At 32.4% G+C, this 17119-nt stretch carries 16 protein-coding genes; 3 read left to right on the forward strand and 13 right to left on the reverse strand.

The window, feature by feature from the left end; genetic code table 11:
- Nucleotides 1-33: 33 nt before the first annotated feature.
- From Q326_RS17680 to Q326_RS0115495, 4 genes are all read right to left on the reverse strand, one after another.
- Nucleotides 34-1644 carry a methyl-accepting chemotaxis protein gene (locus tag Q326_RS17680; RefSeq protein ID WP_051531556.1) on the reverse strand — a complete coding sequence of 537 codons (1611 nt, stop codon included), beginning with the start codon at nt 1642-1644 and terminating at the stop codon, nt 34-36.
- Complete coding sequence (locus tag Q326_RS18085) at nt 1641-2138, reverse strand: PDC sensor domain-containing protein (RefSeq protein WP_026896178.1); 498 nt, start codon at nt 2136-2138, stop codon at nt 1641-1643. Before Q326_RS18085 ends, Q326_RS17680 begins: the two co-directional genes overlap by 4 nt.
- Nucleotides 2139-2307: 169 nt before the next feature.
- The gene (locus Q326_RS0115490) at nt 2308-2562 is read right to left on the reverse strand and encodes a hypothetical protein (RefSeq protein WP_026896179.1); all 255 of its coding nucleotides are present in this window, start codon (nt 2560-2562) and stop codon (nt 2308-2310) included.
- A gap of 279 nt (nt 2563-2841) precedes the next feature.
- Nucleotides 2842-3279: a hypothetical protein gene (locus Q326_RS0115495; protein ID WP_026896180.1), complete on the reverse strand. Its 438-nt coding sequence runs from the start codon at nt 3277-3279 to the stop codon at nt 2842-2844.
- A 181-nt stretch (nt 3280-3460) separates the two neighbouring features.
- On the opposite strand from Q326_RS0115495, the gene Q326_RS0115500 reads away from it, so the two are divergent.
- Nucleotides 3461-5821 carry a heavy metal translocating P-type ATPase gene (locus Q326_RS0115500; protein ID WP_034602557.1) on the forward strand — a complete coding sequence of 787 codons (2361 nt, stop codon included), beginning with the start codon at nt 3461-3463 and terminating at the stop codon, nt 5819-5821.
- Between the two features lie 60 nt (nt 5822-5881).
- On the opposite strand, the gene Q326_RS0115505 is transcribed toward Q326_RS0115500, so the two are convergent.
- The 9 genes from Q326_RS0115505 to Q326_RS0115545 all read right to left on the reverse strand — a co-directional run bounded on the left by Q326_RS0115505 (nt 5882) and on the right by Q326_RS0115545 (nt 15400).
- Nucleotides 5882-7180 carry a GntP family permease gene (locus Q326_RS0115505; RefSeq protein ID WP_026896182.1) on the reverse strand — a complete coding sequence of 433 codons (1299 nt, stop codon included), beginning with the start codon at nt 7178-7180 and terminating at the stop codon, nt 5882-5884.
- 21 nt (nt 7181-7201) lie between these two features.
- Nucleotides 7202-8749: an acyl CoA:acetate/3-ketoacid CoA transferase gene (locus Q326_RS0115510; RefSeq protein WP_026896183.1), complete on the reverse strand. Its 1548-nt coding sequence runs from the start codon at nt 8747-8749 to the stop codon at nt 7202-7204.
- A gap of 159 nt (nt 8750-8908) precedes the next feature.
- Complete coding sequence (locus Q326_RS0115515; RefSeq protein WP_026896184.1) at nt 8909-9685, reverse strand: short-chain-enoyl-CoA hydratase; 777 nt, start codon at nt 9683-9685, stop codon at nt 8909-8911.
- A gap of 354 nt (nt 9686-10039) precedes the next feature.
- Nucleotides 10040-10312: a hypothetical protein gene (locus Q326_RS17685; RefSeq protein ID WP_034602559.1), complete on the reverse strand. Its 273-nt coding sequence runs from the start codon at nt 10310-10312 to the stop codon at nt 10040-10042.
- 81 nt (nt 10313-10393) lie between these two features.
- Entirely contained in the window at nt 10394-11272 is an 879-nt protein-coding gene (locus Q326_RS18945; protein WP_026896185.1) for a methyl-accepting chemotaxis protein, read from the reverse strand.
- Between the two features lie 215 nt (nt 11273-11487).
- Nucleotides 11488-12642, reverse strand: a complete 1155-nt coding sequence (locus Q326_RS0115530; RefSeq protein ID WP_026896186.1) for a hypothetical protein — start codon at nt 12640-12642, stop codon at nt 11488-11490.
- A 12-nt stretch (nt 12643-12654) separates the two neighbouring features.
- On the reverse strand, nt 12655-13767 hold the full coding sequence (locus Q326_RS0115535) for an S-layer homology domain-containing protein (RefSeq protein ID WP_026896187.1): 1113 nt from the start codon (nt 13765-13767) through the stop codon (nt 12655-12657).
- Nucleotides 13768-13799: 32 nt separating this feature from the next.
- The gene (locus Q326_RS0115540) at nt 13800-14267 is read right to left on the reverse strand and encodes a hypothetical protein (protein WP_026896188.1); all 468 of its coding nucleotides are present in this window, start codon (nt 14265-14267) and stop codon (nt 13800-13802) included.
- 11 nt (nt 14268-14278) lie between these two features.
- Entirely contained in the window at nt 14279-15400 is a 1122-nt protein-coding gene (locus tag Q326_RS0115545) for an S-layer homology domain-containing protein (RefSeq protein ID WP_169733598.1), read from the reverse strand.
- Nucleotides 15401-16535: 1135 nt separating this feature from the next.
- Here Q326_RS0115545 and Q326_RS0115555 point away from each other — a divergent pair.
- Both Q326_RS0115555 and Q326_RS0115560 read left to right on the forward strand, forming a co-directional pair.
- A complete protein-coding gene (locus Q326_RS0115555; protein ID WP_026896191.1) occupies nt 16536-16754 on the forward strand; it encodes a hypothetical protein in 219 nt (72 codons plus the stop codon).
- A gap of 116 nt (nt 16755-16870) precedes the next feature.
- Nucleotides 16871-17119: transposase (locus tag Q326_RS0115560; RefSeq protein WP_026896192.1), on the forward strand; the 249-nt coding region annotated here is incomplete at its 3' end.

Raw genomic sequence — 17119 nt, forward strand, 5'->3', positions numbered from 1 at the left:
TTTATTATAAACTACTAATCATATCACTACATATTATATTTTAAAGCTTGATATCATTTCCTTTAATTTATCCATACTTGAACTCACATTATTGGTTTTTTGTAAAACTTCATTAGATTTTGTAACTATAAATGCTGTCTTTTCAGCTATATCTGTAGTTCCCTTAGCTCCTTCATCCATAGCCAATGTTATCTCATTTATTGCCCTTATCATATTTTCCATAGATGCAGATATTTGTTGAGATGTAGCACTAAAATCGGTTATAAGCTCTTCCATATATTGAGCATCATCACTATAAGTTTCGCCTATTCCTACTAGGTTTTCATAATCATGTACTACCTTATTTTCTATAAAATCCAATGCCCTATTGGAACCATCTGTCAATTTATCTACTGCATTTATAACTGTATCGGTTACTTCTTGTATTTTTGTAACTGTACTGCTTGAGGTCTCAGCTAATTTTCTTATCTCTTCTGCTACTACAGCAAATCCTTTACCAGCTTCACCTGCTCTAGCAGCCTCTATTGCTGCATTCAATGCAAGAAGATTAGTTTGAGCTGTAATCTCCAATATAGAGTCTGATAACATTCTAATCTGTTCTACAGCCTTAGATTCCTCTATTGCCATTTTTAAATCTCTGTCCACTTCTTCCCTAATTTCATGGGTACTCTTTCTAGCCTCAATAGCATTCCCTTTAAGTCTTTTTGCTCTATCACTTATTTCTGACACCTTTATTGCTCCATCTTCTGCCCTTGATGCTATATTCTGAACTGCTTGGTCTATCTCTAGTGAAGTTGCATTCATCTCTTCAGTTGCCGCTGCAGTCTCTTCCATACTAGCAGATAATTCTTCTGTTGTAGCTGATATGTCTTCTATTGAGCTATTTAAATCATTCATATTATTTCCTGCCTCATCAGCAATGCTAGAAACAGTATTGGATTCAGACATTATGCCTCCAATCAACCCTTTGAATGAATTTTGCATTTCTCCTACTGATTTTACCATACTTCCTATTTCATCTTTTAATTCAAGATATTTCTCATCTAAATCCTGGCTTAGATCCCCTGAAGCCATTACTTCCAAATGCTCTTCTGTATATGATAGTCCTTTAGATATATACCTTGAGATAAATATAACTGCTAATATTATAAATAGTAGAGATAATATAACCACTAATATTATAGTCTTTAATGCATTGTTAAATTCCTCTAAGATGCTGGATTTAGGTACGGTACTAACTAGTGACCAATTTTCTCCAGTACTGTCTATTTGGATAGGATATGCGACCCTGTACGATTCTCCAAATGTATCTGACTCTCCAAAATCCTTATATACTTCTCCTTTATCCATACTGGTCATTATATCAATCCAGTCCTGACCACTATCTGCTGAATTAGCCATTACCTTTTCTGGTTCTGAACCGTGGGCTACAAAAATACCTTCCTTAGATATAAGCCTTGCTGCTCCTCCCATAGGGGTTATGCCTTCTATCAAGGTTTGAAAACTACTTAATTCATAGTCCATAGATACAACACCCATAAATTGATTGTTTTCATCAAGTATTGGTACAACTATAGATGCCATCGTTACCTCTTTACCTGCTACATCATATGTTGTTGGCTCAGTTATATATGTTCCCTTCATTTTTTTGTTTCATTATACCATCTCTTATCTGAGCTTTCAGTATATGCAGGTTCAATATTATATCCATTACCATCTCTTGTTATATAAGGTATAAATTCTCCATTTGACCCATACCACGATTGACCTACAAATTCTTGATCCTTACCATCAAAGATATTAGGTTCATAAGCAACAGCAATACCAAATATAGATTCATCAGATTTCAATATCTGTTTTTGCATATCTATTACAGCTTGCCTATTTGCTATACCTTTTTTTCTATACTTTTCAATACTAATGCCCAAACCCTTACCTAGCTTTTCAACTAGTGTAAAGTCTTCTTTTACATCTATAGCATTACCTTTAGAAACTTCAAATGCTAAAGTTTGTGCTTGGTTTAATCCACTATTATATAGATTTATAAGTATAATGGAAAATATTATTGCAAAAGATAATATAATAGAAGCAGACACTAGTACTATTATTTTGGTTTGAACCTTTAAATTTTTTAACATATTATTCCTCCTTTATTCATTTTTTACTTTTATTACTATTTATATCGACATAATATATTAGTATCTTTAGCATTTTTTATATTTTTTTGTGGAATTTTGTCGATACTTGTCATTTATAATAGAAAAAGGGCCCTAATTAAAGGCCCTCTCTCTTATGAAATACTTATGCTTAGCAAGCTATATTTTTGAATTTTTCTTTAGCTTTGGATAATATGGTTCCCTCTACTGCAATTACTGGAGTTCTTCCATTTAAAAACTTTGAAATTTCTACCTTATCCAACTTTATATATCCTTGTCTTTCTAATATTTTTGCATTATGTTTTATTAAATATTGATTTTCCTCTGTTGGTATAAAAATTTTTCTGAATTTAGAATTTCCCAAACATCCTGATACTAAATTTTTCAAAAGATTTTCTCTGAACATAAAATCCACTCCTTTTTAATTATTATCTATTCTACAAGGTGTCAATTCCTTTAGTCTTTTCTGTTATTTTATATCGTACTTATATTTTAATGTATAACATCTAAATAGTGAAGTACGCACTTTTTTGTTATATAATATCTATTATTATACCTAGTATGTAAAAAGATACTATTGAATAGAGTAGGATTTTATTTCATTATATATATACCCAAATATAACGTTAATAAAAAATTGACCTTAATATTAAGGTCAATCTTTTAAGATACTGTACTTATAAGATTAATAGGAGCCTTCCCAAACATAACCAGTAAATCTATCTACATTTAATACACCAACAGTTTTATTGTCTTTTTCTACTTCAAAAATGTAATATCTAAAATTTTCTTCACCATCTTCATTTATAGTATATTTACTACCATAGCTGTCATTTAAGTACTGTTTAGCTACTGAAAAGGCATCATCCATGTCTAATTCATCAAATTCTTCATTGAAACCATATCCTCCAAATGAATTATTAAAGTGCCCTCCACAGTGATTAAAACCGCCACCATAGCCTCCCATCATATTGTATCCTCTCATCATTCCATATCCCATATTATTATATCTCCCAACACCATTTCTTCTTCCCATAGTATAAGGTTGGGCAAAGGATACCGACGTAACTGTCACTAAGAGCAACACTGTCGCTAAACTAAATAAAATTTTATATTTTTTCATCTCTAATCCCTCCTATATATTTTGTAAATTCATTTTAAATTAAAACTATGAAGGAATTATGAAGAAAGCATATAAATTTAATCTTTTCCTATTGACAGTCATATAAAAGAGATTTATAATATACATGAACATATGAATACATGCTCATATGTTCATGTATATTCTTAAAGGGGGTAGACATATGTCTCACGAAAAAGTACTTTTATTGGAACATTTAAATTGTGCACACTGTGCAGCAAAAATAGAAGATAGGGTATCAAAATTGAAAAATATAAAGAATTCTTCTTTAAATTTTACAGCCAAAACATTAAATATAAATATAGAAGATTTGAATAATAGCGAGGAAACTATAAATGATATTAAAGATATTGTCTCTGGATTAGAACCAGATGTCACCGTAAAAGAAAAAAAACAAACATATGAAAAGTACTTAATATTAGAAGGATTAGTTTGTACAAGTTGTGGTCAAAAGATTGAAGAAAAAACTAGGGCATTTAATGGTGTAAAAAATTCTAATATTAACTATACCAATGGGAAGCTTTCTATTGAATTAGATGACCCTTACCAATGGAAAAATATCAAATCTAAAGCAAAATCTTTAATTGCTCAAATTGAACCAGATGTTAATATTATTGATATGGATGAAGATCTACCTTCAAATACTATTAAAAGAGATAATATAAGTGTATTATCTTTAAATAAATCTAAACTCATAAGATTTTCCATAGGTGGATTACTATTTATTTTAGCATTATTTACAGATACTAAGATTCCAAAGCTGTCATTGTTCATCTCTAGTTATATACTAACTGGTGGAGATATAGTATTAAGGGCATTAAAAAATATCCTTAGAGGAAATTTGTTCGATGAAAATTTTCTAATGTCCATAGCAACTCTTGGTGCATTTGCCATTGGAGAATATCCTGAAGCCGTTGCTGTTATGCTTTTTTACCAAACTGGAGAAATGTTTCAAGATATGGCCGTTACCCGTTCTAGAAGATCTATTAAGGATCTTATGGATATAAAGCCTGAATATGCTAACATAAAAAAAGGTAATAATACAGAAAAAGTTTCCCCAGAGTCAGTTAATATTGATGATATTATAGTCATCAAGCCTGGTGAAAAGGTACCTTTAGATGGAATTGTTGTTTCTGGTAGCTCAATGATGGATACATCTCCCCTTACTGGAGAATCTGTTCCCAGAAAAATAAACGTAGAAGACGCAGTTTTAAGTGGATTTATAAATACAAATGGTGTATTAGAAGTAAAAGTTAAAAAAACCTTTGCTAACTCTACAGTATCTAAAATTTTAGAATTAGTAGAAAATGCAGGTAGTAAGAAAGCACCCACAGAAAAATTCATGACTAAGTTCTCAAAGTACTATACACCTGTAGTAGTTTTTTCAGCATTGGCATTGGCTGTAATACCTCCATTGATACTTCAAGATGCTTCTTTTTCCCATTGGCTATATAGAGCATTGATATTTCTAGTTGTATCATGCCCTTGTGCATTGGTTGTATCAATTCCTCTGAGCTTTTTTGGAGGTATAGGAGGTGCATCCAAAAAAGGAGTATTAATAAAGGGAGGAAACTTTTTAGAGGCATTAAATAACGCCCATATGGTTGTATTTGATAAAACTGGAACATTAACTAAGGGGAATTTCAATGTGTCATCTATTGTAACTAAAAATAATATATCTAAAGATAGTTTATTGAAATTTGCGGCTTATAGCGAAAGCTACTCTAATCATCCCATTGCAAAGTCTATAACAAAATACTATGGTAAAACTATTGATGAGTCACTAATTAAAGACTATAAGGAGATCTCTGGTCACGGTATAGAAGCCATTATAGATGGTAAAAAAGTAGCCATTGGGAATAATAAACTCATGAAAATGAACAATATTGACTGTGATACTGTAAATACCACAGGTACAGTAGTTCATTTGGCCATAGATAATATTTATAGTGGCTATATAATAATATCCGATACAGTTAAAGAAGACTCCCGTAATGCTATACAAGGTATTAAAGACTTAGGTATAAAAAAGACCATAATGCTCACTGGAGACAATAAAACAACAGCAGAGAATATCAGTAAAAAGCTAGGTATTGATGAAGTATATAGTGAATTATTGCCTGAAGGTAAGGTAGATATAATAGAAAAGCTAGACTCACAAAAACCTGACAAAAGTAAAATAGTGTTTGTTGGAGATGGTATCAATGATGCCCCTGTACTTGCTAGAGCAGATATAGGTGTATCAATGGGAGCATTAGGTTCTGATGCAGCTATTGAAGCTGCCGATATAGTCCTAATGACAGATGAACCTTCAAAATTAATAGATGCATTCAAAGTGGCTAGAAAAACCCGTAAAATTGTATATCAGAACATTGGATTTTCATTGGGCATAAAATTGATAGTACTAATCATGGGAGCTATGGGTATGGCAAATATGTGGGAAGCGGTATTTGCCGATGTAGGTGTAGCCCTCATAGCAGTATTGAACTCTCTTAGGGTTCTAAATGTAAAAAATATAGATTAAACTAGTAATTGACAGTTAGTAGTTCATAACCGTTTATGGACTACTAACTGTCTTTTATATCTATAATCCCATTGAAGCCATAGGTATTACTAATAATGCCAATACCAAAATAGGTATTATTATTTGAGTTACTGCTATATCTCCATATCCTTCCTTATGGGTCAATCCACATATAGCCAATAATGTAATCTGTGCACCTTGATGGGGTAATGTATCAAAGGTTCCAGCAGCTATTACTGATATCCTGTGTACATATTTCAAATCTATTCCCATACTTATATAAGTATCTTTTAATGCTTCGTATGCTATACCCAGTCCTCCTGATGCAGACCCTGCTGCTCCAGCTGCTATAGCTGTGGTTATAGCAACAAATACCATAGGTGAAAGCCTTAAATTCTTAAGACCGCCTATAATCTTTTCAAATCCAGCAGTTACCTTTACTACTCCAGCAAACCCAACAACTATAGCAGTATTTAATATAGCTGTAGCTGAATTTATTGCACCTCTATTCAATGTATCTATCCATTCTTTACTTCCATTTCTTTGTTTTCTTAAAAGAAGTATTGCTGATAAAATGCCTACAGTTACTGCACCTTCCACTGGCAATTTTAAAATATTAAAACAGACTAATATTAATATTGCAGGTATGGCAGAAAGCCATGGATTTGGCAATTCTACTTGATTTTCCCGTTCTAACTCCTTTACAGGTTTCAACGATGGATCATCAAATTCATATCCCTTTTTTCTTAAAGATTTAGTCCTATATTCTAACCATATAAATATCAATACAATTTGGCCTATCAATGCAGCTATTGCTGGCAAAAGTGCCGCTGTACTAGTAGTCCCTAAATATCTCATTGGTATAATATTTTGTATAGAAGGGCTTCCTGGACCACTCATGGACCAAGTCCATGCACCAGCTGATATTGCTGCAGGCATAATCCTTCTTGAAACATTAGTACTCCTAAATAATTGTAATGCTATGGGATACATCGCAAAGAATACTACAAACCCACTTACTCCTCCATATGTAAGTAGCCCTGTTATTATCATAACTACTGGTGCTGCCCATCTTCCCTTCGTTACCTTTACTAGAGCCCTTGCTATGGACTCTGCTGCTCTAGTATCTTCCATTACAGCACCAAATAGTGCTCCCACAAAAAACACTAGAAAAAACTTTTCTATATATCCTGCTGCTGAACCCATATAGGGCCCTAATAAAGACTCAAACATAGGCAATCTGGCAAGCACTATAACAAATATTGATACTACTGGTCCCAATATTATAGCACTAATCCTTTTAAAAGCTAGTATTGAAAATAATATTAATGCAAAAACAAGTATAAGGATATCAAACATGTTTTAACCATCCCCCTTAGATTATTTTAAGCCCATGGGCTGGTCACGGAATATTCTTTCATCCATCAGTTTAGGTTCACCATCCATTTTAGGCTTGAATCCCATATGATTAAATACATCTTTTTGTAGATCAATTCCAGGTGCTATTTCAATCAAATACAAACCATCTTCTCTTAACTCGAATACTGCTCTTTCTGTAATATACATAACAGGTTGTTTTACCTTGACTGCATATTCACCGCTAAATGTTACCTGTTCCACTTCCTTTACAAATTTATCTACTTTTCCTTCATTCTTTATTATTAATTTTCCATCATTCACATCTACCTTTAATCCACCAGCTGTAAACGTTCCACAATAGAATACTTTTTTAGCATTTTGTGTTATATTTATAAATCCACCACATCCAGCTATCCTTGGTCCAAATTTGCTTACATTTATATTTCCCTTTTCATCTGCTTGAGCTAATCCTAAATAAGCCAAATCTAATCCTCCACCATCATAAAAATCAAACTGATATGGTTGATCTAGTATTGTATGGGGGTTAGTAGAAGCTCCAAAACATCCTCCTCCAGCAGGGATACCACCAACAGGACCTGCCTCAACAGTCAATGTCATATACTCTCCTATTCCTTCTTCATTGGCTACCATTGCTATAGCCTCTGGAATACCTATACCTAAATTCACTATAGTATCAGGTTCTAATTCCATAGCAGCCCTTCTACCTATAATCTTTCTTTCATTTAGTCCCATAGGTTTGACACTATCTACAGGTACTACTGTTTCTCCACAATATGCAGGATTGTATGGCTGATTGAAACATTGTTCCTGTTCTTTACCCTGTGCAATTACAATTCCATTTACATATATGCCAGGTATTTTTACAAGTTTAGGATCTAATGTTCCTGCTTTAACAACCCTTTCAACTTGGACTATAACAATACCCCCAGAATTTTTGGCAGCCTGTGCCATAGATAATGCCTCCAGTGTAACAGCCTCTTTTTCCATGGTAATATTGCCATTTTCATCAGCAGTAGTACCCCTTATAAATGCCACATCTATAGGCAACGATCTATATAATAGCCTCTCTTGGCCTGCTATGTTTACAACTTCTACTATATCTTCAGTGGTCTTGTCATTTAGCTTTCCCCCTTGATTCCTAGGATCAACAAAGGTATTCAACCCCACATGGGTAATCGTTCCCACTTTTCCTGCTGCAATATCTCTAAAAAGATGTGCTATAACACCTTGAGGTAAGTTATACGCCTCTATCCTATTTTCTATAGCCAATCTGCCCAATTTAGGTGCTAGATTCCAGTGTCCACCTATTACCCTCTTTACAAATCCTTCATGGGCAAAATGGTTTGAACCCCTATCTTTTCCATCTCCTTGACCTGCTGCATAGATTAATGTTAAGTCCTTGGGGTTTCCATTATCTAAGAATCTTTTTTCTAAAGCTATAGACAATGATTCAGGACATGCACTTCCAACAAAACCCTCCGTAGCTACTGTATCTCCATTTTTAACAAGTTTGGCCGCTTCTTCAGCAGTCATAATTTTTACTGCCATCTCAAACTTCCTCCTTTTAAGACACATTTTTAAATGATTGATATATTTTTAACAATTTTTTCAAATAAAAAAACTCCAATGATAGTACTTTAAAGTCTATGCGGGTCTGGCCTGACCCTTGATGGGTCAGGATTTTGCCCGATATAAACCTATTTTAAATTAACAACCTTTGAAGTCTGCCTTTCTCTTTTCGATAAATGCTGTCATGCCCTCTTTTTGATCCTCTGTAGAAAAACACAATCCAAATATATCAGCTTCATATTTATAAGCAGACTCTGTATCCATATTAAGTCCATCATTTATTGCAGCCTTTGCTAAACTAACAGCTACTGTACCTCTACTAGCAATCTTATTGGCCATTTCTCTTGCCTTGTCCATCAATTCATCTGGGTCATAAACTTTATTTACCAATCCTATTCTATATGCCTCTTCAACATCTATCATGTCACCAGTAAATATAATCTCTTTAGCTAATCCCTTTCCAATTAATCTTGGAAGTCTTTGAGTACCAGCAAATCCAGGAGTTATGCCTAATGTAACCTCTGGTTGTCCAAATTTAGCCTTCTTAGATGCTAATCTCATATCACAAGCTGATGCTAATTCACATCCTCCACCAAGGGCATATCCATTGACAGCAGCTATAACTGTCTGTGGCATATGTTCTATATTAGAAAATACCTTTTGAGCTAATCTTCCCAATGCCCTTCCTTCCATGGCATTTAAATCACGCATTTCCTTTATATCTGCTCCTGCTACAAAGGATTTATCACCTGAACCTGTAATAATTACAACTTTTACCTCTTTGTTTGATGATAGATCATCAATTACTTCTCCCAGCTCTTTTATAGTTTGACTATTAAGAGCATTTAGAGCCTTTGGCCTGTTTATTATAACTTCGGCCAATTTTCCATTCACATTACAAATTACATTTTCCATTAGATTTACCCCCTATTATTTTTATTTGCTTTGCAAAGCTTTACATTAGGGTCATGCATGATGTGAAATATGAATATTTTGTATATTTATTATCTATGTTATTAGTGTAACAATGAAAAGGTTTTCGCACAAGTACGCACTTTTTTGTTATCCCATAGCATTTTTAATACTAACATTACTAAATGTCTGTAATGCTTTGAAATATACTAAGTACCTAATTAGTTACTTATCAATTACTATTAATATATATTATGTTAATTAATCTATTTTTTTACTTTAATTGAAATTATATCATATATTAGTTATTAATAAACAAAAGAAGCTATGTATAGTTATACATAGCTTCTTTATTACCTAATTCGTTAAATTGTTATTCTCATTGCCCTTGGTCATAATTTCATTTACCAGCTGTTGGCCCTCAGGATATTTTAAAAATTCACTGTGTATTCTTCCAAAATTCTTTCTAAATTCAGGGTCGTCTTGCATTATTCTTATTGCTACTTCCGTCAAATTGTTAAATAGTTCAGTTACCTGATTCAAATCCCTTGTGTCTTCTTCTCTAACATTTTTTGCAAAAGAATTGGCCAAATATCCTTGAAATTCAGTAATAAAATCAGGTACTTTCATACATATATCACCTCCAACACAGGATTGTAATTATTATTTCCTTTAAAAAGCCTTTACATTCGCTAGAGATGATATTGTCTATTATTCTTCTTCAATATTATTTAACATTTCTGACTGCCTTCTTAAATTTTCAGTTTCTTTAGTCACTTTATCTGTGAAATTAGTTATAGCTTCTAAAAAGTCCATCTGACTTTTGGAAGCATGTCCAATATCAGTTATAGTTGAATTAATTAGGTTCGTTATATTTTCTAACTGATTCAATACATCTACTATTTCCTTAGCAGAGTTTTTACTGTCATCAGCTAGTTTTCTTATTCTATCTGCAACTACTCCAAAACCTGCCCCATCTCTTCCTACTCTAGCTGCCTCTATAGTTGCATTTAACCCTAAAAGATTGGTCTCATCAGCTATTTTTTCTATAAATCTAAGTATATCGTTGGTTTTGTTCATATATTCTACCGCATTATCCGAAAACTCTATTAATTTATCTGCTATAGCACCTAATTGTTCTGATTCTGCATATGTCTGTTGAGTTTGAGCAGATATATTTTTCATATCATTAGAAATTTGCCTTATGCTTTTAAATAATGCTTCTTGTTTTTCGATAGATTCACATAAAACCATCCCCCCAATGATATTGTCATTATCATCATATAGCGGAGTAGCACAAGCTATATATGGAAACCCCCAAGCCGAATCCTCGGCCTCAACCTTTTGTACTATTCTAGTGTTATTCTCAATAGCCTGAACTATAACTGTAGATTCTCGTAGGGGATCTCCCCTTTTTAAACCAAAATCTATAGTGCTACCTGGAACTCCTATTAGATATTTTTCTCTATCACTTACACCAACAAAATAGTCATTTACCGTTCCCCTATTTATGTAAGGTGCCACATATACAAAATGATTAAGAATTTCAGAATCGTTAGTATTATAATCATTCACATTATTTGTATTCAATTCAAAGCCTCCCCACAATATAATATACAAAATGTATAACCTTAAACTTAAACCTTAAAAATCCTAACTATAATATACCATAATATATATATTAATAGTTAACATTTCTACATTATACCACTGTTTTCCTTCAAAAGTACTACAATTCTATCAGGGAATATAACGAATAGTCACTAAAAAAGTAAAAACATATAAGATCTCCTTGTTAACCAATCCTATATGTTAAAATTCAAATAAATATAATCAACTCTTTCTCCACCTACAACTACTACCGATTTTTCTGCTTTGTCTGTAAGTCCATTGTCATCTTTTACTTCTACCTCAAAAACAGTATCTTCACTAATTTTAGTATCAACCGATATTTTATTGTCCCAACTAGACTTATACTCTCCATCTACATACCATTTCCTAGATACTATTTTTCCTGAAGAATAAGACATTGAACTGTCTAATGTAAACCTTTCTCTTTTTTCCACTTGTGATGGACCTGCAAGTATAGCTTTTATTTCTTCATCATTACCTCCCATTTTGGCTCTTACCTGGTGCGTTGCATAGGAGGTTTGTCCATCTTCTGTTCTAATTTCTAGCTTGAATCCTTTTTGATTACCATCTACAGAAAAAGATGGATTCTTTTGATTGGAGAAAAACTGCCAATTGCTATTTTGCCAATGATACCATTTGTAGGATTTTATTTTTGATAGTCTTGATGTAGACCTATCAACTAAATCTACTTTAAAAGGTAGAGATTCTACCTCTACCTCTCCATCTGTGACATCTTTTCTTTCATATTTTATTTGAAATTCTGCTTGAGCCAAATCTTCTGGCTCTACTACAGTAAATTCCACAGGAACAAAGTACCAACCTTTTGAGTTTCCATGCGTACTTCTCCAAATTCCATTCTCTGACCAGTTGTCATAGCCATCGAAGCTGTCATCATCATATACTGCTATGAATATCCCCCACGTACCTGGTCGGTCTAGAGTTATCTTTCTACCATCTATGGAAGATACTATCCTAGATGAAAAGTGACTTGCGTCACCTTCTCTCACCTGTAAATCATAGCCTTCTATCTCTGTACCATTAAAACTCAAACTTGAACTATCCTTAATTGTTAATGTATCACCCACAACTGCTGTAAATTGTGAGTTCATCTCATCTAAGTTGGTTACAATAGGAAGGTTTCCACTTCTCCCTGGAAAAACTCTTCCATCGGATAATTCCACTGAGTAAGCACAGTATGGTTTAGTTCCTCCTTCATGCTCTACAGTCCTCCAATCTCCTATTGGTTCCTTAGTCGCTAATACATTGCTAGGAAATATGGATAAACTTAATGTTATAATAAGTAAAAGACTTATTATTTTTCTATTCATTTTAAATACCTCCTACTCCTTATATTGAGGGTATTCTTCATAAAAATCTGTTACAAAATGTACTTTCCCCTTAACAAAATATTCTTTCTCTACTTCCCCTTTTTTAACAGTCACCTTGTATTCCATTTCCATACCTTCTTTTAAATGAAATTCCTTTTCATGTTCTATTGTTGTATAGTAGAAAGCTGGTAGATTATATAGGCTTCCTGTAGGAATTACCGTAGGATGGTTTAATCTTCTGCTCTCTCTCCAAAAGGTTATATCATGTATTTTTCCTCTTGGTAATTGGCGTTGATTTAATTTAGGGTATGTTATATGTTCAACTTTAAACTGATATTCATCTTTATCAATGTAATCTTCATTATTTTCCACTACTACAGAATGGATAATATAGTGTCCTGCGTTATCATTATCCTTCACTATTATTTGTGGTTCAATGAAATCTTCTTCAGATATTGGCTCTTCCATAATCTCTGGAATATCCCTTTCATCTGGCTCAATTAGCTTTACTAACATAGTACTAGCTTCTGCTCTTGTAGCAGTTTTCTCTGGTGCAAATCTACCATTTGGTAGCCCTTTGACTATACCTGCTGCATATACTTGCAACACATACTCTCTATACTCTACTTTTATGTTCGTATAATCTGCTATGTTGTTTTTGTATGCTTTCCAATTCTCTGGCTCTTCTTCCATAGCCCTTGCTATCATTCTAGCCATTTCTGCTCTGGTGATATCTTGGTCTATATCGGCAAATTCTCCTTCACATATATATCCTTCCTTCATAGCCTTTTCTATGTAGTTTTTTGCCCAGTGTCCACCTTTATAAACCCCTGGGTCATCATGTAATGCAACTACTAAAAGTTTAGTGAACTCTGCCCTGTTTATTGCCTTATCTGGCTTAAATGTTCCGTCTGGATATCCTGCTATTACTCCCTTATCCACTAATAGACCTATAAATTCCTTAGCCCAATGGTTTATCAAATCCGTAAATACTTTGCCTATATCCTTAACTACATTAGTAACTCCATCCACTGCTTTATCTACCAATTGGTGGCTATCTGCATAAACCAATCCCATATTCATAACTAACATTACTATTAATATAATACTCACTATTTTTTTCATCTTTGCCAACCTCCTATATGTTTTATATAATTTTACTTAAAATAAAATAACCGTTTAAAATTAAACTTAGCTTTTCTATTTTGCAAAGGATATATTTCATTTTCTTCAAAATCCATGCCAGCAATAATATTGTCTCTAGATGAAAAGTGACTTGCGTCACCTTCTCTCACCTGTAAATCATAGCCTTCTATCTCTGTACCATTAAAACTCAAACTTGAACTATCCTTAATTGTTAATGTATCACCCACAACTGCTGTAAATTGTGAGTTCATCTCATCTAAGTTGGTTACTATAGGAGATTTTCCACTTTGCCCTGGAAAAACTCTTCCATTGGATAATTCTACTGAGTAAGCACAGTATGGTTTACCTCCACCAGTTGATGGATCATGCTTAACAAGTCTCCAATCATTTATAGGTTCTTTTGTTGCTCCAAAAACACTTCGAGGAATTATTGAAATTACTAATATTAGAACTAAAAAAACACTTATTATTTTCTTCATTTCAACCCCTCCTACTCCTTGTATTGAGGATAATCTTTATAATAATCCATTATGAATTTCAGTTTTCCTTCTACAAAATATTCTTTTTCAATATCTCCTTTTTTTACTGTCACTTTATATTTCATTTTCATACCTTCTTTTAAATGAAAATTTTTCTCATGTTCTACAGTGGTATAGAAAAAAGCTGGTAAATCATATATACTACCTTTTGGAATCACAGTAGGATGGTTTAATCCTTTTCCACTCCTCCAAAATCTTCTATCCTTAATTTCTTTATTTGGAAATTGCCTTTGATTTAATTTTGGATATGTTATATTTTCAATTTTAAACTGGTAATCTTCTTCTACTCCTATATAGTCTTCATGATTTTTAACTACAATTGAGTGAATTATATAGTTTTCTAAAATATCATTATTTTTTAATTCTAATTGTGGTTCAATGAAATCTTCTTCAGATACTGGCTCTTCCATAATCTCTGGAATATCCCTTTCATCTGGCTCAATTAGCTTCACTAGCATAGTACTAGCTTCTGCCCTTGAAGCTGTTTTCTCTGGTGCAAATCTACCATTTGGTAGTCCCTTGACTATACCTGCTGCATATACTTGCAACACATACTCTCTATACTCTACTTTTATGTTCGTATAGTCAGCTATATTGTTTTTGTATGCTTTCCAATTCTCTGGCTCTTCTTCCATAGCCCTTGCTATCATACGAGCCATTTCTGCCCTAGTAATATTTTTGTCTACATCTTTAAATTCACCTTCAAGAATATATCCTTCTTGTATAGCCTTTTCTATGTAGTTCTTAGCCCAATGTCCACCTTCAAATACCTCTGAGTCATCATGTAATGCAACTACTAAAAGTTTAGTGAACTCTGCCCTGTTTATTGCCTTATCTGGCTTAAATGTGCCGTCTGGATATCCAGAAATTACATCTTTTTCTAGAAGTTTTTCTACCCATTGAGTTGACCAATGATCCTTCATATCGGAGAATTTTTCTACTATGGAAACTATAGTCTCTCCCTCTCTTGACACTATCTCTCTTCTTTTTTCTTCTGTAGACAATGACTCTGCTATTGTCACTGAAGAAAAGATCATACAAAAAACTAAAATTAAAGAAATTATTCTTTTCAAATACCTCATCCTTTCATTTTTTTGTTCCAAATCCTCATACATTCTTTCTATACCTACTCATTTAATTCCTTTATTCCATAGTTTATGCTCTTGTTCCAAATCCTCATATATTCTTTTTATACCGTGGTAGTCAGTTATTTAGTCATTATTTATGTGGAATATTGGTTTTTTGCTCTTTTATTTGCTATATTATTAAGTAAGGATATTTGGAATTGGTGTTTTTTGGACATTGGGATGTTTACTTCATCACAATGGTTTATACTTTACCTATGAGGAATTGAAACTTGACTAGAAAGGAAGAAAAGAAAAGCCAAGAAATCAGTTTATACTTTGCCTATTATTGCTTTGTCTTCATTTTATATAAGTAACATATCAATCTTAAAAAAATAAAAAATAGAGAGATTAACATGTTACATGTTAATCTCTCTATTTTTTCTCAATAACAGTACCATAAACTATAGATTAGGGCATTAATTATAAAGGTCTTTTTAACATATAATTTTAAAGCATTTGTATGCTTTTATAGTTAATTAATGACATGTCTGATTATTGTTGCTATACACTTCTTTTTACTAATATAATTAGCGTTATATAACTAATTATTGAAATTATTGAAGTTAAGTTACTAAAAACAATATTAGATTTTAGCATTACAAATTTATATTCTAATAACATTTTTGACAGAAAAAAAATACCACAAATGAAAAAAACACCAATTTCCACCTTATACTTATTTTGTTTTTTATAAAGTATGAAACTAAGATAAAAATATAAAGCAGAAATGATTAAACTATACATTAAAACACCGCCTTAAAAAATCATTTTTTACATTATCTTTTATTTGGTGGTTACTTGTTGCTATTTTCATAGCTAATTGATATTATGGTTATACAAAATATAAGTATAAAGAGAATGTTCTCTCCTGCAACCTCTTGATGATAAGGGAATTTTGAGAGGTGGAATATCGTATATTCAAATCCCTTTATCTACCATATTATTATATCATTTGCTATCAACACAAACAATATTGGCTTCATTTTAGAAAAAAGTAGGTTGTTTTATGTTTGATGTAAAAGATAAGGATTAAATTATTTATAAAAAAATATACCCACTAATGATTAGAGTATTATACTTATTGATGTTTTCTGCAATATATGCTTCGGCAATAAATGCAGAAAAATATTTTAAAATAATTGCAATTATTTTGCCAATTATACTGGCAATTGGTTTTTTCTTAGGGGGGGGGATAGAAGAAATTTATATTAAAAATAGAAAAGTACTTGGTTATGTAAGCTATGTCTTAGGCGTTATTATTCCAACTCTCTTTCTCTATATGTTATATATTGTATCTTAAACTTACACACACAAATGTGGTAAAAATATAAAATTAATAAGAACTCCCCCCTGTGTTAGAATAGTTGTCATATAGATGTTATAATAATTGTGAGTAAAGAAAGGATGACAATCTATATGAAAAATAAGAGCTATAATAAAGAATACATTGAAGATATATTAAGGCAAATATCTCCGCCAATAAATAAAAAAGTATCACAGGTATCTAAGGAAACAGGAGTATCTACAAACACTATCTATGGGTGGAAGAGAAAAGCTAGAATAGAAGGCAAATTAATACCCAATAGTAATCCTAATCGACTTAAGAGATGGAGAAAAGAAGATAAACTTAAAATTGTAATGGAAACATTTACAATGAATGAAGAA

Source organism: Clostridiisalibacter paucivorans DSM 22131 (assembly GCF_000620125.1).
Taxonomy (GTDB): Bacteria; Bacillota; Clostridia; order Tissierellales; family Clostridiisalibacteraceae; genus Clostridiisalibacter; species Clostridiisalibacter paucivorans.